The sequence below is a fragment of the Pontibacter anaerobius genome (assembly GCF_026241195.1).
GTDB lineage: Bacteria > Bacteroidota > Bacteroidia > Cytophagales > Hymenobacteraceae > Pontibacter > Pontibacter anaerobius.
The window spans coordinates 199,036-221,362 of record NZ_JAPFQO010000011.1; the positions used below are offsets into that span (position 1 = coordinate 199,036).

Sequence of the window (22,327 nt, forward strand, 5' to 3'; positions counted from 1 at the left end):
TACAGGGCAAGTATAAGCAAGAAATTGGGAAGTAGCGCCATCATACTTTTACCTGCTTCCAGGTTCCTCGCCGGAAAAGCCACCAGCTTACCAATGCATGAAAAGAGTGGCAAAAGGCAATAGCCATGAATACACCGGTGGAATTAAGGTCAAAGTAAATGGCCAAAGTATAAGCTAGCGGAATTTCCATCAGCCACAGCACCAGGATGTTGATGAAGGCGGGCGTTTTGGTATCGCCCGCCCCGTTAAAAGCTTGCACCATCACCATACCAAGCCCAAAGAAGATATAGCCTAAGGTGATGACCTGCAACGCCTTCGAGGCTATTTTAATCACTTCAGCATCATCGGCAAAAAAGTCAGAGAGATGCTCCCCGAAAAGTAAGAACAGGAGGGTGACGCCCCCCATAAAGATCATGTTATAGCGGGCTGTGAGCCAAACGGCCAGTTCTGCTCTTTTAGCTTTTCTGGCACCCAGATTCTGGCCTACCAGTGTAGCTGCCGCAGAGGATAGGCCCCAGGCAGGCAGCAGCGCGAAAATAATGACCCGGAAGGCGATGGTATAGCCGGCCAGAGCATTGCTACCGAATTCCGCAATGAGGCGTGTCAGGAAGATCCAACTGGCCGAGTCGATGAGGTACTGGCCCACGCCGCCGGAAGACAGTTTCAGGATGCGGTAGATTACCCCAAGGCTGATGACCAGGTTACTGCCCGTGATCTTGAGCAGGTGCCTGCCGTTAAAAAGGTGGTAAAGCTGGTACAGCACGCCCAGGCTGCGGCCGGTGGTAGTGGCCCATGCCGCGCCCTCCAGCCCAAGCCCCTCTACACTTCCAATACCGAAGATCAGGAGCGGGTCCAGGATGATGTTGGCTCCATTGGCCAGCCAGAGGGTACGCATGGCCAGGTGCGGCTGACCGGCCCCGCGAAAAGCCCCGTTTATCAGGAAGAGCAGGATGATAGCAATGTTACCGGCAAAAATAACCCGGGCATAGCCAACGCCACCCGTGATGACTTCCGGCGCAGCGCCCATCAGCATCAGGGTTTCTCCTGCATAATAAGTAGCTATACCACCCATCAGCAGGGCCAAGGCCACACCCGTCACGATCAGCTGAAAAGTTATACTCCCGGCCTCTTTATACTTCTTTTCCCCGACCCTCCGCGATACCATGGCGGTTGCGGCAATGCTGATGCCCATGCCCACGGCATAAATGATCATGAGCACCGACTCTGTGAGCCCCACCGTGGCCAGAGCGTTGGAGCCCAGTTTGCCTACAAAAAAGATGTCCACGATGGCAAACAGCGACTCCATCACCATCTCCAGGATCATCGGTATAGCCAGGAGGACAATGCTCTGCTTTATGCCGAGGGTGGTATAATCATGCTCCTGACCCTTCACGGCAGACCACACAAGCTGCAGAAGACCTTTTATGTTGGGCATAGGAGAAGATTTCAGGGTATAATGTCTTTACTGCTTCAGCAGGTATTTGACTTATCAGGTAAGTATAAGCTTCATGTTCTTTACAGGCAGAAAGTACTTGTGTTGAACAGATGAGGATCCAGGCCTCTCTTCGTGCACCAGGCAAGTTTCCAGCACATTACCGTCAGGATCATAGAAAAAGAAGAAACTCACATAATCGTCTTTGATCATTTCTTCTGCCACAGTTCCTTTCAGCTCAAGCTCCTGCCTTAGCGCAACTGCGTCTGGTGTCCTGAAGATGGGGTAGGAGGCTGCCTCTTTAACAGGCTTTATAGCTGCCTCTGTTTGCCACAGCCTTAAGCTTGTCGGCCAGGAGGTATCAAGTACAACAAACTTTGACACGGCATTATCTAAGCTAATGGCAAAGCCTACCTTGTCCTGATACCACTCCTTAGATAACGCAACATCTTAGACCAGAACAATAACGTTGTCAATGCCCTGTAAAAGTGGGTTTGGTAAAGTCTTTTGTGCTACACTTATACTTCTACAGCAATTTTCAGCACCACTTTCCGTACCACGCGTTCTCCTGTCACCATGGCGGCGTGGGCATCGTCGGGGAAAAAAATGGTGAAGGAGCCTGCCGGTACATCAAACCAGTTGTCTGTCCTGTCAGGGAAGAAGGCCGCGTCGCGCTCTTCTCTATAAGGGTCATTGGGTTCGCTACACAGGGCGAGGTCTTTCCAGCCCATGTGGTCGGTGCCAGAAATAATGTACTGGATATCGATGTACTTGCGGTGCACTTCCAGTTTATACTCCTGCTCCGACACGCCGCGGTCATTTGAGACTATTGCAAACAGTTTTTTGCCTTCTATTTCGTGCATACCGGTGGGTTCCGTCATTAAGTCGGTTTGCTGCAGATACCAAAAAGCCTGCTCAAAAAGCGGGTGCATGCAGGTATAGCGTAAGGCGTTGGGGAGTTTGTCGAGAACCATGTCGCGTTAAAAGTTAAAATTTATAGAATCAGAAAGTCCTAAACAGAGGCGCAAAGCTTAATGTATTTAGCGCATTGTAAATACTTGGGTTAACTGCTGAAAAAACGAACAAAACAGCCCTGCTTACTTGTTATAGATATTGCTAATTTTGCAGTAAATTAAAAGATAAGAATTGATCTATCCAGAAAACTTTGAAATAAAAATTGGGTTTGCGCAGGTGCGCGAGATGCTTTCAGAGCTTTGCCTTAGCCCGCTGGGCCGCCACTTTGTAAACCGTATGCAATTCCTGAACCGCCACGACCTGGTGGAGCGGTTGCTGCAACAAACCGAAGAATTTAAACAACTGCTGGAGTCGGATGCCGAAATTCCGCTGCAGCATTACTACGACCCAACCGCCTACCTCGACCGCGCTGCCATTGAGGGGACTTACCTGGACGTAACGCAGTTTTTCGAGATCAAGATGTCGCTGCGCACGATACGTGATTCGCTGCGCTTTATCTCGGAGCCAGAAGAGGGACAGTATGAGGCTTTGAAAGCTTTGGGTGCCAATATTAGTGTAGAGCGCTCGCTGCTGGCCGCTTTGGATAAAGTAGTGGACGATGCCGGTGCCGTGCGGGATGATGCCACGCCGGAACTGCAGCGCCTCAAGCGCGACCTGATTGCGCAACAGGCTGTCTTGCGTAAGACTATTTCATCTATACTTAGACACGCTAAAAACGAAGGCTGGACGCCCTCTGATGTAGAGCCGACCATCCGTGGTGGCCGTTTGGTTATACCTGTAATTGCCGAGCATAAGCGCCGCATCAAAGGCCTGATCCACGATGAGTCGAATACGGGGCAGACGGTATACATCGAGCCGGAGTCTATCTTCGAGCTCAACAATGATATTAAGGACCTGGAGAACGCTTACCACCGCGAGCTGATCCGGATTTTGGTTGGGCTCACCAACACGCTTCGACACCATATCCCGGAGTTGCGCAAAGCTTACCAATACCTCGGTCTGCTTGATTTTATCCGGGCAAAGGCCGCTTTTGCACGCCGCATAGAAGCTACTAAACCTACGCTGCAGAAGTACTCGCTTATTAACTGGAAGCAGGCATTTCACCCGTTGTTGTACCTGGCGCACCGCCAGATTGGCAAACCAACCGTGCCGATGGACCTGGAACTGAACCGTGACCAGCGTATACTGCTGATCTCAGGCCCGAACGCCGGCGGTAAGTCGGTGAGCCTGAAAACGGTGGGCCTGGTGCAGTACATGTTGCAGTGTGGTTTACTGATTCCGGCTGCGGATGGCTCAGAAGCAGGCATCTTCCATGATATCTTTATTGATATCGGGGATGAGCAGTCTATCGAGAACGACCTTAGTACCTATAGCTCGCACCTCACCAACATGAAGAAGTTTGTAACGGTGGCCGATAAGCGCAGCCTGGTGCTGATAGACGAGTTTGGTACCGGTACCGAGCCTATACTTGGTGGTGCCATTGCCGAGGCGGTGCTGCAAAACCTGAACGACAGCAGTGTGTTCGGCGTCATTACCACGCACTATACCAACCTGAAGAACTATGCAGAGCGCACACCTGGTATCGTGAACGGGGCCATGCGCTACGACCATAAGCACCTGCAGCCGCTTTACCAGTTAGAGATCGGTAAGCCGGGTTCTTCCTTTGCCATCGAGATTGCCCAGAAGATCGGCCTGCCAAAGCACATCATCGACAGGGCTAGCAAGCTGGTGGGTAAGGACAAGATCCGCTACGACCGATTGCTGGAGGAACTGGAAACGGAGAAGCAGGAACTGGAGAAAAAGACTCGCGAGGCAGCCAAGCTGGAAGAGAAACTGAAGCGCCAGGTGAAAGACTACAGCGACCTGAAGAACTTCTTGGAAGACAGCAAGCAGGACATTATGCGCGAGGCCAAGGGCAAAGCCAAACTTCTTCTGAAAGATGCCAACCAGAAGATAGAGTCTACCATTCAGCAGATAAAACAGAGCCAGGCGGAGAAGGAGAAAACCAAAGAGGCGCGTCGCGAGTTGGAGACCTTTGCCCAGGAAGTACGCAAAGAGGAGCCACGACCAGCACACAAACGCATCGCCAACGGAAGTATAAAAGAAGGCGACAATGTGGCGCTGGTAGGGCAGGACTCGGTAGGGCAGGTGGTAAGCATCAAAGGCAAAACTGCTGAGGTACTTTTCGGAGGCCTTAAAACCATTGTGAAGGTAGATAACCTGGAGCGGGTAGAGGGGCAGGTGGCTAAGCAGAAAAAGGCCAAAGCAGAAAATGCAGGTGGTGGCTTTAGCCGGGGCATGAACATGACAAAGCGCATGGCTGATTTCACCAACACCCTCGATATTCGTGGGGAGTATGCCGAAGAGGCCCTGACCAGAGTGATGAATTTCACGGATGAAGCGCTGATGTTGGGTATACCAGAGATTAAGATCATCCACGGCCGTGGCAATGGTGTGCTGCGCCAGGTTGTGCGCGACTACCTATACTCGGTGCGCGAGGTGGCCAGTGTGGGTAACGAGGCCGAAGAGCGCGGCGGCGATGGTGCTACTTTGGCTGTGCTGAAATAAGGCAAAGAAAGTATAAACAGCAAAGGCTCCTGAATTCAGGAGCCTTTGCTGTTTATACTTAAAAAAAGTGTTATCGCTTCAATCGGATCTCACCTTCCAGCGACATGTAACCTTCTGAATCGATAGAAACTTCACCATCCATGTAAAGCTCAGAAGAAGTCAGTTTGTTTATTGTGAAGATTGTTTCATCTTCTGTACCTTCATCAAGTATAATTGTTTGCTCGCCACTGCCAAACTCCCAGTTGCCTGATTGTACCAGATCGCCATCATACTTCATCGTATAAGAGCCGTCTTTTGAAAAGTTGGCTTTTGATTTGGCTACCTTATAGCCAAATTCTACTAGTTGATCTGTCACATTCATACCTGAGGTCCAGAACTGGTGTCCTGTCCATTCGCCACCTGTTAGTAGATCCATTTTAGATAGATCTGCATCATCATCTTTACTACAGCTAACCAGTGTCAGCATGAGCAGAGAAGCGAATAAAAATGTAAGTAATTTAAGCTTGTTCATCGGTTTTGTTAGTTTATCTATTAAATCTATATTCTACAATATCAGTAAGTTCATCACTAATTACTTCTTCAGTTTCGAAATAGAGTTCTGAGGATGTTAATTTGTTGATATCAAATACATACTCATCTTCAGATCCTTTGTCCTGGATAATGCTATTTTCATCCGCAGTAAATTCCCAGGTTCCATTGCCGATTTCTTCACCTTCTCCGAAATGAATATAAGATCCGTCTTTGTTGAACTGAATTTGAATGTCTTTGATATCTGAACCGAATTCTTCGACACTCATAGGTTTACCTTTGTAGTAAACCGCGTTTCCGTTCCATTTGCCTGCTGTCAGCAAATCAATGTTGGAAACTTTTGGGCTTTCGTCATCATCCTTATCACAGCTCGATAATGTGAGCAGGCACAAAGAAGCAAAGAAAAGTGTAACTAGCTTAAGTTTGTTCGTAAATTATAATGTTTAAATGATTATACGGGCCAAATATAGTAAGTTTAATATACTCTAGAATATTATTGAACTACAATTTTCATTAAAAGCGATAAAAAAAGCGTTAGATCCAGACGAAGCGTAGTTTCTGTTGGACTCTTTAGAAGGTGTTTCTAGATTGTAAAGGAATGTGTTTAAACAGGAAGAGCCGCTAAAGTATAAAAACAGCAAAGCCAACCCCTGAGAGGCTGGCTTTGCTGTGTCCTATAAGCATAAAACCTTAGTCTATGATGTTGAAGATGCGGTCCCAACGAATTTTGCTGAACATGTTACCTTCAGGATTGGTAGACATCCAGATCATCACGGCCTTACCTACAATGTGGTCTGCTGGCACGTAGCCCCAGTAGCGTGAGTCGAGGGAATTGTGGCGGTTGTCGCCCATCATAAAGTAGTAATCCTGTTTAAAGGTATACTGCTTTGCTTCCTGCCCATCAAGGTATAGTTTTCCATCGCGTACTTCGGCATTTTCGTTGTGCTCATACTCCAGGATAACACGCTCATACAATGGCAGTGTAGCCGGGGTGATGGCCACGGTTGCGCCTTCTTTCGGGATATAAATCGGGCCATAAAAATCCTTGTTCCACTTATACTGGCTTGGCATGTGAGGGAACACGGCTGCCTCAGCATTGTCAGGCTGATCTTTATACAGAATCACCTCCTTAATAAAGTCAAGCTTGGATATTTCATCGGCTACCTCCGGGGTGGCATCAATTACATAGCCATTATCAAACATTTGCAAATCATTCAGGTTGATGTTGCGGTCCTGGAAGAACTTATCGGAAAGCTGCATGGTAGGCACTATCACATACTTATACTGAAGCTTCTCCGGATTCTCAATGGCCTCGCCGTTTATAAATACCTGCATATCCCTTACCTCCAGGGAATCCCCCGGAAGGCCGATACAACGCTTGATATAATTAGTGCGCAGGTCGGCTGGGTGTTGCTCTTCCGGAGGGAAGTTAAACACTACCACATCATTACGCTTTACTTCTGAGAATCCCGGCAACCGGTACGATGTCAGCTGGATGGCGTCAGAGTAGGAGGGGATGTTCGTGCCCCAAATGGTCTGGTGCGTCAGTGGTACCTGTAGGGGCGTCATAGGGGTGCGCGGACCGTAATGCAGTTTGCTCACAAACAGGAAGTCACCAACCAGCAGTGATTTCTCCATGGATGGCGTAGGGATGGTATAGGCCTCAAAGGTGGCCCAGCGGATAAGGCTGGCGGCAATAACGGCAAAAAGGATGGCGTCGCCCCACTCACGGAAAAAGCTCTTCTTTTTCTTAGGTTCTTTCGTTTCGGGTTTACTTTCCCAAAATTTTACTTTCATCTGCTAAGTTATGGTTACAGGTTTAGCATGTCCTTCATGCCATAAACGCCCTGGCGGCCCTGCAGCCAGGCAGCAGCCATTACGGCGCCTTCGGCAAATCCGGCACGGGTGTGGGCAATGTGTCCTAACTCAATTTTATCTACTTCAGAGCTATAGGTAACAATGTGTGTGCCCACTACATCTGGCTCCCGCTCCGAAGCAATGTTTAATTTAGTTTTTTCTTCCGGATTATCACTAACCCATCCGCTTAAATCTTTGTAGCTTGAAAGTATGCCCTCGGCGGTGGTAATGCCGGTGCCGCTCGGTTTGTCAACCTTCTGCAGGTGGTGCACCTCGCGTATGGCTACGCTGTACTCTTTGTAGTCCTTCATTTTGCTGGCGATGTATTCGTTGAAATGAAAGAAGAGGTTTACGCCCACGCTAAAGTTGGAAGCATAGAAAAAGGCACCTTTGTTTTCGGCGCATAAGGCTTCGGCTTGCTCATACTTGTCCAGCCAGCCAGTAGAGCCGGATACCACCGGAATGCCTTGGGTAAGGCAGTAGCTGATGTTGGAGAAGGCAGACTCAGGATGCGTGAACTCAATGGCTACGTCGGTGTTAGCTGCGGTGTATTTCCGCAGTTCCTGCGTGTTGCTGTGGTCTATTTTACCGATTATCTGATGGCCTTTGGCCAGGGCTGTCTGCTCAATGGTTTTGCCCATTTTGCCATAGCCTATCAAAAGGATTTTCATTTTGAACGTGTGTATAGAGTAAGGGTAAAGCCGGGAGTAAGGGTGCCGGGTTGGTTACGGAGCGGCAGCAGGTTTGGCTGCACACGCAGCGCCAGGTCTTCGCTCACCTCAAAGTCCTTTAAGTGGGCGTGCACGTAAGCCTCTGCGATCTGCAAAGTATAGGCTGCGACAGAAAGTATGATGGTCAGGTCGCGGTTACGGCGATAGTAGTCGCGGCGGTAGCGCAGATTGCTTACAGCGTTTGTACCATTCTGTACCCCAAGAATCGGGTGATTTGCATATTGGTCAACAGTTGTCGAGTCGTTGTCGGTGCGGCGCAGCAGGGCAACCCGGTAATCCTGGAATTTATCGTTGTTGTCGATAAAAAAGTATGTCAACACGGCACCCGTGGCGTACACGATTGGCACTTTCCAATAGGCTTTGTTGTACACCTGTCCGGCACCCGGAATAATGGCTGAGAATAACGCTGCCTTAGCTGGTTTGTCCCACTTGCTCAGGAAAAAGCCTCTTTGCTGCTCTGCCGTGTCTGGCGGTACGGGCACGCGCACAGAATCAGGGCCGGCAGTAATTACCTGCCCCTGTGTTTGTGCCGGGGCAAAGTATAAAACCATGCCCAACAGCCATGCCACAGCGCCAACCTTCCTCATTCGCTTTAGTAGTTTAGTATCTCAAGTATACGGTTCAGCTCATCCACCGATACAAAAGGGATTTTTATCTCCCCTTTTCCATCGTTATTAGCCTTTACCTGTATCTTGGTGCCAAACTGCGAGGTAAGCCTGCTCTCTACTGTCTTGAGCTCCTGGTCATACTTGCCGAACATCAATTTTTGCTGTGCATCCGGTTTTTTCTTGGCGTTTTGAAGGTTACGCACCAGTTCCTCCACCTTTCGTACCGACAATTCCTTGGCCACCACTTCCTTAAACACATCCAGCTGCTGCTCAATGGTGTCAATATTGATGAGGGCGCGGGCGTGTCCCATGCTGATCACGTTGTCGCGCAGGGCGATCTGTATATCCGGCGGAAGCTTGAGCAGGCGCAGGTAATTGGTAACGGTTGTGCGCTTTTTGCCTACGCGGTCGCCCAGTTCTTCCTGCTTCAGGCTACACTCGGTGAGCAGGCGCTGGTAGGAGAGGGCTATCTCGATGGCGTTCAGGTTTTCACGCTGAATGTTCTCGATCAGGGCCATCTCCAGCATCTGCTGGTCATCGGCCTTGCGTATGTAAGCCGGTATTTCTTTAAGGCCGGCAATCTTGGAAGCCTGGTAACGGCGCTCCCCCGAAATAAGCTGATAACTGTTCGGGCCTAATTGTCTTACAGTGATGGGCTGGATAATGCCCTGTACTTTGATAGACTCTGCCAACTCCTCCAGTGCAGCCTGGTCAAAATGCGTGCGCGGCTGGTAAGGGTTGGTCTGTATGTGGTCAATGGCTATGTCTGCGATGGTATTAACGTCGTTTAAAGTGGAAGACTCTGTTTTACCGGTGTACTTGTTGCCCTCCAGAAGAGAGCCAAGGCCTCGGCCGAGGCCGCCTTTACGTTTCGCTGCAGAATTCTTGTTTTCAGACATGTACTCGTAATTGTTATTTCGCCAGCACTACGCTGTTCTTCTCTGCTATTTCGCGGGCCAGGTTCAGGTAGCTCAGCGCTCCTTTGCTGTCGGCATCGTGCAGCAGGGCAGGTATACCGAAGCTCGGCGACTCGCTCAGTTTCACGTTTCTAGGGATGATAGTATCGAACACCATCTGCTGGAAGTGCGTTTTCACCTCTTCCACCACCTGGTTGCTCAGGCGCAGGCGCACGTCATACATTGTCAGGAGAATGCCTTCGATGGCTAGTTCCGGGTTGAGCCTTGACTGTATGATCTTGATCGTGTTCAGGAGCTTGCCCAAACCCTCCAGTGCGAAATACTCACACTGCACGGGTATCACCACGGAATCGGCTGCCGTAAGAGAGTTCACAGTTATCAGACCCAGCGACGGAGAGCAGTCGATGATGATGTAATCATACTTCTGCTTCATGTCAGTCAGCGCCTCGCGCATCTTTTCCTCACGGTTTGGCATGTTGATCATCTCCACTTCTGCGCCCACCAGGTCGATGTGCGAGGGGATCAGGTCCAGAAACTCGATGTTTGGCGACTGTAGCACGATGTCCTCTGCCTTCACATCCTCCACCATGCACTCGTAAATGCTGCTGGTAATGGTAGCAGGGTCGAAACCAAGGCCTGAGGTGGCGTTCGCCTGTGGGTCGGCGTCAACCAATAGCGTCTTATATTCAAGGGCTGCCAGGCTTGCTGCAAGGTTAATGGCCGTAGTGGTTTTGCCTACGCCACCTTTCTGGTTGGCAACCGCAATAATTTTTCCCATGTTATACTTATAGTTCAATAGTTTGACCTATCTCCATCAAAATAAGTTCCTTGTCTGCCATCTGCGCCACTTCCATCACCTCCTCCTTGTCAATCTTGATGTAGGGGAAGGTATCGAAGTGCATCCCGATCACTTTTTCTACCTGCACAAAATCGGCGGCCACCATGGCGTCGTGAATATCCATGGTAAAATTATCGCCGATAGGCAGCAGCGCGAAGTCCACGTCAAACTGCTCCGGTATGAGTTTCATGTCATAGGTAAGGGCGGTGTCGCCGGCGAAGTAGAATGTCTGGCTCTCCGTTTCTACTACAAATCCCGCTGCGCTGCCGGCGTAGGTGCCGTCTGGCAAAGAGCTGGAGTGGATGGCGTTCACCATTTTTACTGTGCCGAATGGTAGCGTCACCTTGCCTCCCGTGTTCATCGGGTGCAGGTTCTCGAGGCCTTTGGCACCATACCAGTTCGTGATCTCGAAAGTAGCGATAATGGTACTGTTGTTGTTGCGGGCTATCTGCTCAGCGTCGTGTATGTGGTCCTGGTGGCCATGCGACAGCAGGATATAATCAGCTTTTATATCGTCTACGTTGATGCTGGATGCAAGCTCGTTAGGGGAAATGAATGGATCGAACAATACGCGGTTCTTTCCGATCTCAAATAAAAAGCAAGACTGGCCGTAGTACGTTATTTTCATAATCTTATCAATTTTAGCTTTTCTATATCTACGCAAGATAACTTAAACTTCCACAAAGATACATTTTTTTAGCCACATAGCTTGAGGCATTTTAGAACACATAGCCTTTATTTATCCACATTTCGGGGCCTTTTAACGGGTGTTCAGAGGCTCAAACAACAGGAGCAAATTATAGCCAGTAATGCAGGAGTATTTACCTCCCCGGACGCCACCTTCGCTCGAGTTTAAGCCAATATCTGAACCGCCGCACGGCTCTATATGGGCCTCCTGGAGCTGGATCAGAAGGATAAAACTTGGCAGATCAGGAATGATGAAATGTCCTTGTGTATCCTTTTCATGATGGGGTGATTCGCCAGATGCGGAAAGGAATTGAGGCTAATCCTGTGAAAACGCTGTAACTTGAGCATGTACACAAGTTTTAAAATTCATACTTAAAGTATAACATAATAAGAAAGGGGTTAACTTTCATTAAATGAACGCATCTCTTGTTTTAAATCCTATACGGAATTTTTATAGGTTGATACCCCTGCGCTGATTAGGGTCTCTGTTTTCATTACGCGGGTTCAGTTTGTCAGCCTCAACTTCTTGTTTATGGATGTTCTCCCGCACCTTTTCAATATGTTCGCTCTCTCCTTGTTCGGGCGAGCTTCCTCCACAACGCGGCCTTCCTTGTTCACCATCGGAATCTCGGCTTGCTCCGTCATGGTCTTCTCCCCATCCTGAAAGGTTGCCAGGTCATTTTCGCTTACCTGTGTGGGTAATATGCTTGCAAGTTGCTACGCCTTACTTTTAGTAGTGCCAGGCGCAGGAAAACAAACGTAGCCATGGAAAAGGGCGCGCTTCGTTTTAGGTGATAATAAGATTGCTTGGGTAAAGTATAAAATCGTGCAATAAATCAGCAAGCCGCAATGCGGAAAATATTTTACTTCTCCGTCAGCAAAAGCATCACCAACTCATGTAGTTCCTTTATAATTTGCTGTAGTTTTTCAGGGCCTTCTACTTGGTGCTTCACCCGCTTCACCTCTTTGTCGTTCTCGTAGAAAGTAAGGTAAGAGGAGGGAAGGTCGGTATAAGGGGAAAGGTAGCTGCTCTCCAATGAAGTATAGTCTAATTCCTGAACGGATTTTTGTACTTGTTTTAACTGCTCCTGTGTTAGCTGTAGCCGAACCGTATCCTGTACAGGCACGTAGCGAAAACCTTCGTAAAGCAAGCTGCCATCCGAGTAAAAGGTGGCGTTATAAGCCGGACAGGTGCCAAAGCATGGGGTCTTCTGAAATAGCAGCAGCTTCTGCGGCTGTTTCTGGGGCTCGTTACGCTGAGCCGTTCCTTTTACGCAGCCCGCCAAAAGTATACTTCCGAGCAGCACCAGGGAGAGCAGCCAGTATGTTAATTTAAATTTTAGCATGTTATACTTTCTATTGTTCCTGCTCCAGTTTCCGGAATTTGCCAGCCTCAAAAGTATACGCTTCCGGCTCACATTGCTTGCACTCGCTGTAGTTTACTGCCTCGTCCGGCGGATTCAGTATAAAAAGACGGCTATCGGCGCTGAAGCTGGCTCCCATACTTCCCTGAATTTTGTCCAACACTTTTCCTGACTGGCGGTCTATTACAAAATGCTGTTGGCAACTGGTGCCGCAGCCAATGCTTACCACGGTATACTTTCCGGCAAAGTTTACTCCCTGTTCCATGCCTTGCTTAAGTATGGTGCGGTAGGTGCGGGCGTCGGTGTGGCTATCTTCATCAAGCGGGGCAAGTTTGCCGCGGTACATATTGCCGACACTGTAGTTCCCGCTGCTCCTGTATTGCTCGGTTGTGATGCGGTAGCGGTTGTAGAGTTTGGCGTTGGTGCTATCGTTGTAAGGTACGGTCAGGGTATCATTGGCTAAGCCCTCTGCAAGCTGTGGATGCGTGCTGGCGAGGCCCTCTTCCTGCTCTGTGTTCTGCTGGCAGCCCAGCAAACCCAGCGGCAGCAGCAGGAGAGGCAGCCTGAATGTGGATCTTATCTTCATCTTCATATATAGTATACATACGGATTCTTTAACGCCGTAGCCATAAAAAAAGCCTTTCCGAAGTAGGAAAGGCTTTTCATTTATATGAAGTAGTATAAAAGCTTATTTCTTGGCTTTATTACGCTTCTGGTCCTGTGCCTGGCGCATGGCTTCCTGCATACGCTCTGTAAATGATGGGCCACCTTTTGCTTTCTTCTCTTTGATCTTGTGCTTGTTCTCCTCCAGTTTGGTTCTGATCTTCGTCTCATCCACAAAGTAACGGATAGCAGCCTGCTGACCGAAGGTTACAATGTTGGAAACAAAGTAGTAGAACGACAGACCGGCAGGGAAGGAGTTCAGTACGAACATGAAGATCAACGGCATTAAATAGCTGTAGAACTTCATCGGGCCCTGCATCTGTGAGTTTATCTGATTGTTAGACCAGGTATAAAGTATGGTGGATGCAGTCATCAGCAAGGTAAACATACTTACGTGGCTACCATAGAACGGGATAGTGAACGGAAGTTTCGCAAATACGTCGTACGTAGAAAGGTCGGTTGCCCAAAGGAAAGCTTCCTGGCGCAGTTCGATGGAGTTCGGGAAGAAGTTGAACATGGCGAACAGGATCGGCATTTGCAGCAACATCGGGATACAGCCGCTGAGAGGGTTCACGCCCATCTCCTGGTACAGCTTCATGGTTTCCATCTGCGTCTTTTGCATGTCACCGTCGTTGCGCTCTTTAATAGCGTCAATCTCAGGCTTCAGCACCTTCATCTTCGCCATAGAGGAGTACGACTTGTAAGTAAGCGGGAAGAGGATGGTTTTGATGTAAAGCACCAGCAGGATGATGATGATACCATAGTTGCCGATGTAGTTCTCCAGGAAGTCGAATGCCGGGATGATCAGCCACTTGTTCACCCACGAAAAGATACCCCAGCCAAGGTCAAGGTTTTTGTCAAAATCGTAGCCCAGGTTCTTCAGGATCTTATAGTCGTTCGGGCCGAAATAGAACATGAACTCGCCTCCATTGCCGCTTACCACATCCTTGGTCGGGATAAGGATCTCGGAGGCAAGCGTTTTCACTACGGTGGTATCGGCCGGATCAACGGTGGTGGTCATTTTAGCACCGGAGAACTGGTTGCCCGCAATAATACCCGCCGTAAAGAAGTTCTGCTTGTTGGCTACCCACTTCAGCGGGGCCTCCACTGTCTCTGTCTCTGTTTCTTCTGAGATAGAAAGGTTGTCGTAACCGTCTTCTACCGTTGCGTAGTTGATGGTAGATTTGGCACGGTTCTGCTTCAGGTCACGCTCCAGCTGCTTCAGTTTGTCGCTCCAGGTAAAGGTCAGGTTATTGCCTGCCACCTGCTGCTCCAGCCCCTCAAAATCAAGCTTATAGCCCAGCATGAAGTTCTCGTTGTAGAGCGTGTACACCTGGTCGATGTACTGGCCGTTGCCCAGATTAGCGCGGAAGGTGATGGTTTTACCCGACTTATCCTCGGCTGATACATCCTTTACCTCAGAGGCTGTAAAGTATAAATCAGAAAGCTGTACTTTCTTGCCGTCGTTCGTCGTAAAGGCTATGTCCGTTTTGCTGCTCTCGCTGTCGAAAAGTATGAGCGGCTCGCCCTGGTACGTCTTATAGTTTTTCAGTAGTACCTCCTCTACCTGTCCACCCTTAGAGTTGATGCTAACGCGGATGTTTTCGTTTTCGAGTGTAGCAATGCTGGCTTCACCGGTTGCGGCGGCGCCAAAACTACCCAGAGCGGCAGCTTTGCGGGCCTGCGCTAGCGAGTCGTCCTCCTGAACCGTTGGGGTGGTGGCTTGCAGCTGCTCTACCTTGGCTGTTTCCTGCATTGCCTGCTGCTCAGGCTGCTCCGGACTCGAGAAAAAGAACGAGTAAGCCAGTAGTAGCACGGCAATCAGTCCAAAGCCAATCGCTTGATTTCTATCCATTTACTTTTGTTGAATTGTGTGTATTGCGCTTATTTAGATTTTGTATGGTTTATGGCCGCCTTCACAAACTTTACGAAGAGCGGGTGCGGGTTCAGCACGGTGCTTTTCAGCTCCGGGTGGTACTGTGCCGCCACAAACCAAGGGTGGTTCTGCAGCTCTATGATCTCCACAAGGCCAGTATCCGGGTTAATGCCGGTGGCATGCATGCCAGCCTCCTCAAACGCCTGCAAGTACTTGTTGTTGAACTCGTAACGGTGGCGGTGGCGCTCCGAAATCTTGGACTTCCCGTAAATAGAATAAGCCTTAGTACCCTTTTTTAGTTCACAAGTATAAGCACCCAGGCGCATAGTGCCGCCCATTTGGGTAATTTGTTTTTGATCTTCCATCATATCGATCACCGGGTGAGGCGTCTCCGGGTCCATCTCGGTAGAGGCGGCTCCCTCCAGGCCCAGCACGTTGCGGGCAAACTCCACGGCGGCGCACTGCATGCCCAGGCAAATACCCATAAAAGGTATTTTGTTCTCGCGTACGAAGCGGATAGACTCAATCTTTCCTTTAAAGCCACGCTCCCCGAAGCCCGGCGCTACCAATACGCCATCCATGTCCTGCAGCAGTCCGGCCACGTTCTCATCGGTAATGTTCTCCGACTGGAACCACTTTATATTTACTTTGCACTCGTTGGCTGATCCAGCGTGCACAAACGACTCTATAATAGACTTATACGCATCAGGAAGCTCTACATACTTACCAACCAGTGCAATATTCACCTCGGAAGTAGGGTTTTTCAGTTTGCCCAAAAACTCTTTCCAGGTGTCCAGGTTTGGATCGGCCTTGTGCGGCAGTTTCAGTTTTGAGATTACACGCTCATCCAGCTTCTCCTTGCGCATTAGCAGCGGCACATCATAAATTGTTTCCGCATCAATTGACTCGATAACGGAGTTCTGCTTCACGTTACAGAAAAGTGCGATCTTCTTGCGTAGGTCCGACGGGATATGGTACTCAGAGCGGCAGACTAGAATGTCTGGCTGTACTCCGGCCTCCGAAAGGTCACGTACAGAGTGCTGGGTTGGCTTTGTTTTCAGTTCACCGGCTGCCTTCAGGTATGGCACCAGCGTCAGGTGTATCACACAGGTCTCGTTCACGCCAAGTTCCCAGCGCAACTGACGCACCGCCTCAATAAACGGCAGCGACTCAATATCACCCACACAGCCCCCGATTTCTGTTATTACAATATCAAACTCGCCTGTCTGGCCCAGCAGCAGCATGCGGCGCTTTATCTCGTCTGTGATGTGCGGTACCACCTGCACCGTTTTTCCCAGGTATGCGCCTTCGCGCTCCTGTGTAATCACATGGTGGTAAATGCGGCCGGTGGTCACGTTGTTTGCCTGCGAGGTAGGCACGTTCAGGAAGCGTTCATAATGGCCCAGGTCAAGGTCGGTCTCTGCGCCGTCTTCCGTTACAAAGCACTCACCGTGCTCGTATGGGTTCAGCGTGCCTGGATCTATGTTGATATAGGGGTCGAATTTCTGAATAGTTACAGAGAAGCCTCTTGCCTGTAGAAGTTTGGCAAGGGAAGCGGAAATTATGCCTTTTCCGAGGGAGGAGGTAACACCGCCAGTAACAAAAATATATTTCGTAGCCATAAGTTTGGGTTAGGTCTTATGGGCTGCAAAGATACGTTTATAATTTGATAAACCTGACATTTCTGGAATAGTTATGCACCTGTCATAGTATATCTTTCTTAATATTCAAGTATGATTTGGCGGAATAAGAGGGGAGTAATCATTTAGCAGGAGCGTAGCCATACTTTACTTTCCGCCAATCTGGCACATGGTGGCGTTTTGGCTTTTTGTTTGCAATTGCCGTAGCTTTACCAATAGCAGCAGGAAGTATAGAATGGTTGCTGCCCGTATCTATCATCAAAAATAAGTATAGCAGAATGACAAAAATAAGATCAACCACCGTGTGCGGCATTTACCATAACGGCGAGGTAGCGCTGGGAGCCGACGGTCAGGCCACCATGGACAAGCATATTGCCAAGAGCAATGTAAAAAAGATACGCAAGCTGCTGGATGGCAAGATCGTAACCGGTTTTGCCGGTTCTACAGCCGATGCCTTTACTTTGCTGGAGCGTTTTGAGGAGAAGCTGAATGCTTACCAGCACAACATGAAGCGTGCCGCCATAGAACTGGCTAAAGACTGGCGCAAAGACCAGTACCTGCGCAAGCTGGAGGCCATGATGGTGGTAGCCAACAAAGACGAACTCCTGATCATTTCGGGTACGGGCGATGTGCTGGAGCCCGATAACCAGATTGCGGCCATAGGTTCAGGAAGTATGTACGCACACGCTGCCGCTTTGGCATTGAAAAAGCACGCGCCACACCTGTCGGCAGAGGAAATGGTGCGGGAGTCGCTTAACATCGCTGCCGATATCTGCATCTATACTAACCACAACATTATTATAGAGAAGCCGGCATCTTAAGAAGGTAAATGTTCTGGCGTTAGCGTGCTGAAAGTATAGTTTGCCGCCGTAACAGCCGCTGTGAAGGAACTTTATACTTCCCAACCACGAATAACGATAAACCAAACTAGAATAATTCTTAACTTGCCACCGCCTGGGAGATACAAAGTTTGCCAGGCATTATGCGACAAACTATGAATGTATCAGAATTTCTAAAGAAACATTACAAACATTTTAACGCGGCCTCTCTTATCGATGCCGCTGAAGGTTATAAGACGCACCTGGATAACGGGGGCAAAATGCTGATAACGCTGGCCGGCGCCATGTCTACGGCTGAGCTGGGCATTATACTTGCCGAGATGATCCGCCAGGACAAAGTGCACGCCATTTCTTGTACAGGCGCTAACCTGGAAGAGGATATATTTAACCTGGTGGCCCACGACTTTTACGAGCGTGTACCGCATTACCGCGAGCTTTCTGCCGCTGATGAGGAGGAACTCCTTAGCCGCCACCTGAACCGAGTGACCGATACCTGCATTCCGGAAGAGGAGGCGATGCGCCGTTTAGAGCATACGGTACTTAAATATTGGGAGAAAGCCGACAAGGAAGGTAAATCATACTTTCCGCACGAGTTCTTTTACCAGATACTGTTAAGCGGTGATCTGGAGCAGTATTACCAGATTGACCCGAAGAACAGCTGGATGCTGGAGGCTGCCAAAAAGAACCTTCCGATCATCTGCCCGGGATGGGAAGATTCTACGCTGGGTAATATTTATGCCGGCCATGTGATCAGTGGCGATATTAAGAATGTACATACCGTGAAAACAGGTATACAGTACATGATGGAGCTGGCGGAGTGGTATACCCAAACTGCCAAGGAAGAATCTACCATTGGCTTTTTCCAGGTGGGTGGCGGTATCGCCGGCGATTTCCCGATCTGCGTGGTGCCAATGCTGCACCAGGACCTGCAGCGCGAGGGTGTTCCGCTTTGGGGCTACTTCGCTCAGATCTCTGACTCTACCACCAGCTACGGCTCATACTCAGGAGCTGTTCCAAACGAGAAAATTACCTGGGGTAAACTGGGTAAAGACACTCCGAAGTATATGATTGAGTCTGATGCCACGATTGTGGCACCACTTATCTTCGCGCTGGTGCTGGATATGTAAGCGCCAGAAGACATATTTTTACTGCAGGAAAGCCAGGTTATGCCTGGCTTTTTTTGTATAATAGAATTCACATATATTTGAGCGCTAATATTTACCAACGTTATTAAATGAAAACAACTTTTACCCTTCTCTTAAGCTGTTTAGCTTCAGCTTGCTTTGCTCAGGATATGTTCAAGCCTGGGTATGTGGTACACGCACCCAGCGACACAATCAAGTGCCTGATTAACGATAAAAACTGGAACCAGAACCCCACAACACTTGAGGTAAAGAAAGACGCAAATGCCGCTATTACCACACTCGGCTTAATGGATATCGTAGCCTTTGGTATAGATGGTGGAGATGCCTATGTGACTCATACGGTAGATGCGGACATGACCAGCATGGATTATCATGTGCTCAAAAATGACCCTAAACCTAAGATAGAGCAACGAACCGTGATGCTGCGTTACCTGGTTCGTGGTGCTGCCAACTTGTTTCATTATAAAGATGAGGTTAATAAAGACCACTTCTACATTAGCAAAGGAGTGGAAGTGCCACAGGAACTGCAGTACCAGATGGTAGTTCGTGCCGAAGACGGTACAAACCAGTTCGCGTACCGGGAATTATATAAAGGCATGCTGGCTGTATACTTTGATGACTGTGACGAAGCGAAGAACCAGTCAAAGAATATCGGTTTCAATGCCAAGGCACTTTCAAAGGTGGTACAGACTTACAATGCCTGTGTTTCTGATGAGGCTGCAGATTTTGTTGCTACAGAGAAAAGATTCAGGCTTGGATGGGGGGCTGTTTTAAGTGGCGGTTATACTAGCTATGAATTCAAAAAGAACCCTACACCTGCGCATTTGCTGCAATCCGATTTTAATGGACTTTCTTACGGAGGAGGTTTATTCTTAAACATGGCCATACCTCGCGGTCATGGCAAAGTATCTGTCCAGAACGAACTGCTTTACAAACCTTACAGCATGAGCAGCTACTACGAGTCCTATTTTTCAGAAGAGCGTTACCAGAAATATGACATGCAGCTTGATCTGAAGTATATTTCGTTACAGAACATGGTGCGCTATAAGTTTGTGAACACCAAGTTTTCCCCTTTTATTGGCGTTGGCATCAGTAATAGTTTACTGGTCTCCTCAAACAGCCGTAAAATTCTCCGCGAACGGCTATTCTCGCCTGAAACTGTGACAGAGAAGGACCTGGTAGAAAGCCTTAGCAAATCCGAACAGGCACTGTTAGTAGGTGCAGGAGCCACATACGGCAAGTTAGGAGCGGAGCTAAGGTTTGAAAGAGGCAATGGTTTCTCTAAAAGAAAGCCGATCGCAACAAGAACCAGTACGCTATTCCTATTGAGTTACAGTTTTAACTAAGTCATCAATTTTGTATCCACGTGAAGTATCATAAGAGGCTCCTTCACGTGGATTTATCTTTCAATTTTTAAAAATTTATGAAAACAACTTTACCCTTAATTATTCTGCTGTTCCTCTGTGTCAGTGCATTTGGGCAGGCTAAGTTCGAGAAAGGATATTATATCACTGTTGAGGGTGATAGTATTCAAGGTTACATCAAGAATGAAGACTGGAACCGCAACCCTGAGAACATAGAGTTTAAAAGCAGCTCGGAAAACAACTCCTCTCAGATGCTTCCACTGAAACAGGTGCAGCGCTTCGGTTTTGAGGACGGGGATAAGTATGAGACGTTTGCTGTAGATGTAGATGTTTCACCTACCAACTTAAACGAATTAGTTACCAATGCATCCCCAACTATTGTGCGCGATACTGTGATGCTCCGCGTTTTGGTAAAGGGCACTCTGAATTTGTTTGGTTACACGGACAAGAGCTCTAAAACCCATTTCTATGTAAGCAAGGGTGGCGAGGAACCGCGGGAGTTGCTTTACCAAAGAGTAAAAAGAAACAACAACGATAAAGTAGGCTATTTAACGCTGGATCTTTACAAAGGGCTTTTGAGTTACTACCTCTCTGATTGTGAATCTGTACAGTCCAGGGTGCAGAAGGTTGAGTTTAAGCAGTCGCAACTTGCAGCACTTGTGGCTGCCTATAATGCCTGTGTAAACCCAGGCGCTGTGGCTACCGAGCCTGAAAAAGAGATAGGGAAGTTAAAGCTTGGTGTGATTGGCGGGTTTACAGCCCTTAACTACAGCTTTAAAAGTGGTAGCTCTTCTTTCAACAACCTTGTAAATTCTGACTTTAACGGACAGGGAGTAACAGCTGGTCTGGCCGTAAACTATACTTTGCCTAGAGCGCATGGCAAATGGGCAATAGCAAATGAACTGATGCTGAAGCCCTATGTCGCCAAAGGGCATTATGAGTCCAGCACTGAAACATCAGATACAGAGTTCAAGTTACTCTACCTGGGGTTAAACAGTATGGTGCGCTATGCCTTTACTACCGGAGCTTTCCGCCCTTTTGTAAGTGTGGGGCTGGCAAACAACTTGATGCTTTCAGATAACAGCAGGCAGCAAAGAGAAACAAGCAGATACGGAACGGTGCGTCAATATGATGAAAAGCCGCTTGATGAGGTGCGAAAGTATGAACAGGCAATACTTTTGGGAGCGGGCGTGTTTACGGACAAGTATGCTGCAGAAGCAAGGTTAGAAAAAGGTAATGGTTTCTCTTTTTATACTGCCTTGGAGAGCTCTAAAACTACCCTGACACTGCAACTGACCTATTTCCTGCGCTAAGCCCCTGATTAAAATAAAGAAAAGCGGCTGCAAGTGTATAAACCTGCAGCCGCTTTTTATTTGCTAGCCACAAGCCTTGGTCAGACTGTAGGCTTCTAAAACGTTGTTTTTTAACTCCCCTTTTTGTTATTGCTGCTGATTGGCAAAGGCGACAAGAATAAGTTAGCAGATCAACTCACGCCTCCCGAAGCGGAACTCCTCATCTTTCAGGAAGTAATCGCCGCACTTTTGCAGGATGGTAAGGTTATCCAGTGTAATTTCCCAGTTAAAGTTGTACTGACATAGAAAAGAGAGGACAGGTCCGAGCATTTGTGGTGTTGTATCGCCCAAGGCAAGGGAGATGTGCGGTAGCCAGAGGTTAGCATTATAATATACACCCATTTCAGTGCTCATTTCTGCAATATCGCGGTGCAGGCGACTATGAAACTGGTTGAGCTGCGACGTACGAAGTATAGGGATGTACACTACAGGGTTCTCGCCGGGGAAGATACCCAGGCCAGTGGTGCGCACGGTAAACTGCTGCGCCTCGTAGCACGTTTGCTCCAGATATTGCTTCAATTCCTCCATGTCCGGCACTTCAGCCGTAAGCAGTGTCAGGTGCGGGTAGGGGGTGATTTTTACACCACTCAGCCCGAATTTCTTTTCAAGGAGCTCCGTTAGCTCCGACACGCGCTCAGAAGTTTGCTTGTCTAAAAGCGAGGCAATCGCAATCATATAGTTAAGCTTTCAGTACCTGTATCGGCCGCTACCTAATCAGGTGCGGGGTTGCATAAATTATCTAAACGATGTCGCGTTATTATTGTTTACCGGAGCCTCCTATAGTATAAACGGGTATGCACTAGGGCATAGTGTGTTTAACTTGTGCAAAGCAGGCCGTTAACAAGAAGTCATGGCGCTGTAGTAAAGCGCAAATTTATAAGATGTTATACTTTGTGTCAATTTTAAGGGCTTTATTTTACAGCGGGCCAATGGTGCAATGGGG

At 48.5% G+C, this 22,327-nt stretch carries 20 protein-coding genes and 1 pseudogene; 5 read left to right on the top strand and 16 right to left on the bottom strand.

Features of this window, described 5'->3' with window-relative positions; all coding sequences use genetic code 11:
- Positions 1 to 40: 40 nt before the first annotated feature.
- The 3 genes and pseudogenes from OO017_RS16745 to OO017_RS16755 form a co-directional block, all read right to left on the bottom strand.
- Positions 41 to 1,435, bottom strand: coding sequence for an MATE family efflux transporter (locus tag OO017_RS16745; protein WP_266053847.1), 1,395 nt, complete (start codon positions 1,433 to 1,435; stop codon positions 41 to 43).
- Between the two features lie 54 nt (positions 1,436 to 1,489).
- Positions 1,490 to 1,870, bottom strand: a pseudogene (locus OO017_RS16750) (VOC family protein); the annotation flags it as partial.
- Positions 1,871 to 1,950: 80 nt separating this feature from the next.
- The gene (locus OO017_RS16755; RefSeq protein WP_266053849.1) at positions 1,951 to 2,406 is read right to left on the bottom strand and encodes a NanQ anomerase/TabA/YiaL family protein; all 456 of its coding nucleotides are present in this window, start codon (positions 2,404 to 2,406) and stop codon (positions 1,951 to 1,953) included.
- Between the two features lie 172 nt (positions 2,407 to 2,578).
- On the opposite strand from OO017_RS16755, the gene OO017_RS16760 reads away from it, so the two are divergent.
- Positions 2,579 to 4,975, top strand: a complete 2,397-nt coding sequence (locus OO017_RS16760; protein WP_266053850.1) for an endonuclease MutS2 — start codon at positions 2,579 to 2,581, stop codon at positions 4,973 to 4,975.
- A 70-nt stretch (positions 4,976 to 5,045) separates the two neighbouring features.
- Here OO017_RS16760 and OO017_RS16765 read toward each other — a convergent pair whose 3' ends face one another.
- The 12 genes from OO017_RS16765 to pyrG form a co-directional block, all read right to left on the bottom strand.
- A complete protein-coding gene (locus OO017_RS16765; protein ID WP_266053851.1) occupies positions 5,046 to 5,486 on the bottom strand; it encodes a hypothetical protein in 441 nt (146 codons plus the stop codon).
- 13 nt (positions 5,487 to 5,499) lie between these two features.
- Entirely contained in the window at positions 5,500 to 5,895 is a 396-nt protein-coding gene (locus tag OO017_RS16770; protein WP_500797070.1) for a lipocalin family protein, read from the bottom strand.
- Between the two features lie 298 nt (positions 5,896 to 6,193).
- Entirely contained in the window at positions 6,194 to 7,300 is a 1,107-nt protein-coding gene (gene lepB / locus OO017_RS16775) for a signal peptidase I (protein WP_266053852.1), read from the bottom strand.
- A 14-nt stretch (positions 7,301 to 7,314) separates the two neighbouring features.
- Positions 7,315 to 8,031, bottom strand: coding sequence for a 4-hydroxy-tetrahydrodipicolinate reductase (gene dapB, locus OO017_RS16780; protein WP_266053853.1), 717 nt, complete (start codon positions 8,029 to 8,031; stop codon positions 7,315 to 7,317).
- Positions 8,028 to 8,678 carry a DUF5683 domain-containing protein gene (locus tag OO017_RS16785; protein ID WP_266053854.1) on the bottom strand — a complete coding sequence of 217 codons (651 nt, stop codon included), beginning with the start codon at positions 8,676 to 8,678 and terminating at the stop codon, positions 8,028 to 8,030. Before OO017_RS16785 ends, dapB begins: the two co-directional genes overlap by 4 nt.
- Before the next feature lie 5 nt (positions 8,679 to 8,683).
- Complete coding sequence (locus OO017_RS16790; protein WP_266053855.1) at positions 8,684 to 9,598, bottom strand: ParB/RepB/Spo0J family partition protein; 915 nt, start codon at positions 9,596 to 9,598, stop codon at positions 8,684 to 8,686.
- Between the two features lie 13 nt (positions 9,599 to 9,611).
- Positions 9,612 to 10,394 carry a ParA family protein gene (locus OO017_RS16795; RefSeq protein WP_266053856.1) on the bottom strand — a complete coding sequence of 261 codons (783 nt, stop codon included), beginning with the start codon at positions 10,392 to 10,394 and terminating at the stop codon, positions 9,612 to 9,614.
- Positions 10,395 to 10,401: 7 nt separating this feature from the next.
- Positions 10,402 to 11,082, bottom strand: a complete 681-nt coding sequence (locus OO017_RS16800; RefSeq protein ID WP_266053857.1) for a metal-dependent hydrolase — start codon at positions 11,080 to 11,082, stop codon at positions 10,402 to 10,404.
- Positions 11,083 to 12,004: 922 nt separating this feature from the next.
- A complete protein-coding gene (locus tag OO017_RS16805) occupies positions 12,005 to 12,487 on the bottom strand; it encodes a DUF6438 domain-containing protein (protein ID WP_266053858.1) in 483 nt (160 codons plus the stop codon).
- 10 nt (positions 12,488 to 12,497) lie between these two features.
- On the bottom strand, positions 12,498 to 13,091 hold the full coding sequence (locus OO017_RS16810; RefSeq protein WP_266053859.1) for a hypothetical protein: 594 nt from the start codon (positions 13,089 to 13,091) through the stop codon (positions 12,498 to 12,500).
- 102 nt (positions 13,092 to 13,193) lie between these two features.
- Complete coding sequence (gene yidC / locus OO017_RS16815) at positions 13,194 to 15,023, bottom strand: membrane protein insertase YidC (RefSeq protein WP_266053860.1); 1,830 nt, start codon at positions 15,021 to 15,023, stop codon at positions 13,194 to 13,196.
- 29 nt (positions 15,024 to 15,052) lie between these two features.
- Complete coding sequence (pyrG, locus tag OO017_RS16820) at positions 15,053 to 16,666, bottom strand: CTP synthase (protein ID WP_266053861.1); 1,614 nt, start codon at positions 16,664 to 16,666, stop codon at positions 15,053 to 15,055.
- A gap of 296 nt (positions 16,667 to 16,962) precedes the next feature.
- Between pyrG and hslV the strand changes: the two genes are divergently transcribed.
- From hslV to OO017_RS16840, 4 genes are all read left to right on the top strand, one after another.
- A complete protein-coding gene (hslV, locus tag OO017_RS16825) occupies positions 16,963 to 17,505 on the top strand; it encodes an ATP-dependent protease subunit HslV (RefSeq protein WP_266053862.1) in 543 nt (180 codons plus the stop codon).
- Between the two features lie 173 nt (positions 17,506 to 17,678).
- Positions 17,679 to 18,650 carry a deoxyhypusine synthase family protein gene (locus tag OO017_RS16830; RefSeq protein ID WP_266053863.1) on the top strand — a complete coding sequence of 324 codons (972 nt, stop codon included), beginning with the start codon at positions 17,679 to 17,681 and terminating at the stop codon, positions 18,648 to 18,650.
- Between the two features lie 107 nt (positions 18,651 to 18,757).
- Positions 18,758 to 20,014 (top strand): hypothetical protein, encoded by a 1,257-nt coding sequence (locus OO017_RS16835; RefSeq protein WP_266053864.1) that lies wholly within the window; start codon positions 18,758 to 18,760, stop codon positions 20,012 to 20,014.
- Positions 20,015 to 20,091: 77 nt separating this feature from the next.
- Positions 20,092 to 21,345: a porin family protein gene (locus tag OO017_RS16840; protein ID WP_266053865.1), complete on the top strand. Its 1,254-nt coding sequence runs from the start codon at positions 20,092 to 20,094 to the stop codon at positions 21,343 to 21,345.
- A 162-nt stretch (positions 21,346 to 21,507) separates the two neighbouring features.
- On the opposite strand, the gene OO017_RS16845 is transcribed toward OO017_RS16840, so the two are convergent.
- Positions 21,508 to 22,059: a 2'-5' RNA ligase family protein gene (locus OO017_RS16845; RefSeq protein ID WP_266053866.1), complete on the bottom strand. Its 552-nt coding sequence runs from the start codon at positions 22,057 to 22,059 to the stop codon at positions 21,508 to 21,510.
- Positions 22,060 to 22,327: the final 268 nt, after the last annotated feature.

Excerpts from the sequence above, each read along its gene's own strand:
- lepB (WP_266053852.1), bottom strand. The coding sequence starts at position 7,300 with ATGAAAGTAAAATTTTGGGAAAGTAAACCCGAAACGAAAGAACCTAAG.
- OO017_RS16795 (WP_266053856.1), bottom strand. The coding sequence starts at position 10,394 with ATGGGAAAAATTATTGCGGTTGCCAACCAGAAAGGTGGCGTAGGCAAA.
- OO017_RS16840 (WP_266053865.1), top strand. The coding sequence starts at position 20,092 with ATGAAAACAACTTTACCCTTAATTATTCTGCTGTTCCTCTGTGTCAGT.
- OO017_RS16790 (WP_266053855.1), bottom strand. The coding sequence starts at position 9,598 with ATGTCTGAAAACAAGAATTCTGCAGCGAAACGTAAAGGCGGCCTCGGC.
- OO017_RS16800 (WP_266053857.1), bottom strand. The coding sequence starts at position 11,082 with ATGAAAATAACGTACTACGGCCAGTCTTGCTTTTTATTTGAGATCGGA.
- OO017_RS16745 (WP_266053847.1), bottom strand. The coding sequence starts at position 1,435 with ATGCCCAACATAAAAGGTCTTCTGCAGCTTGTGTGGTCTGCCGTGAAG.
- OO017_RS16805 (WP_266053858.1), bottom strand. The coding sequence starts at position 12,487 with ATGCTAAAATTTAAATTAACATACTGGCTGCTCTCCCTGGTGCTGCTC.
- OO017_RS16765 (WP_266053851.1), bottom strand. The coding sequence starts at position 5,486 with ATGAACAAGCTTAAATTACTTACATTTTTATTCGCTTCTCTGCTCATG.
- OO017_RS16845 (WP_266053866.1), bottom strand. The coding sequence starts at position 22,059 with ATGATTGCGATTGCCTCGCTTTTAGACAAGCAAACTTCTGAGCGCGTG.
- OO017_RS16810 (WP_266053859.1), bottom strand. The coding sequence starts at position 13,091 with ATGAAGATAAGATCCACATTCAGGCTGCCTCTCCTGCTGCTGCCGCTG.
- pyrG (WP_266053861.1), bottom strand. The coding sequence starts at position 16,666 with ATGGCTACGAAATATATTTTTGTTACTGGCGGTGTTACCTCCTCCCTC.
- yidC (WP_266053860.1), bottom strand. The coding sequence starts at position 15,023 with ATGGATAGAAATCAAGCGATTGGCTTTGGACTGATTGCCGTGCTACTA.
- OO017_RS16830 (WP_266053863.1), top strand. The coding sequence starts at position 17,679 with ATGAATGTATCAGAATTTCTAAAGAAACATTACAAACATTTTAACGCG.
- OO017_RS16835 (WP_266053864.1), top strand. The coding sequence starts at position 18,758 with ATGAAAACAACTTTTACCCTTCTCTTAAGCTGTTTAGCTTCAGCTTGC.
- hslV (WP_266053862.1), top strand. The coding sequence starts at position 16,963 with ATGACAAAAATAAGATCAACCACCGTGTGCGGCATTTACCATAACGGC.
- OO017_RS16785 (WP_266053854.1), bottom strand. The coding sequence starts at position 8,678 with ATGAGGAAGGTTGGCGCTGTGGCATGGCTGTTGGGCATGGTTTTATAC.
- dapB (WP_266053853.1), bottom strand. The coding sequence starts at position 8,031 with ATGAAAATCCTTTTGATAGGCTATGGCAAAATGGGCAAAACCATTGAG.
- OO017_RS16755 (WP_266053849.1), bottom strand. The coding sequence starts at position 2,406 with ATGGTTCTCGACAAACTCCCCAACGCCTTACGCTATACCTGCATGCAC.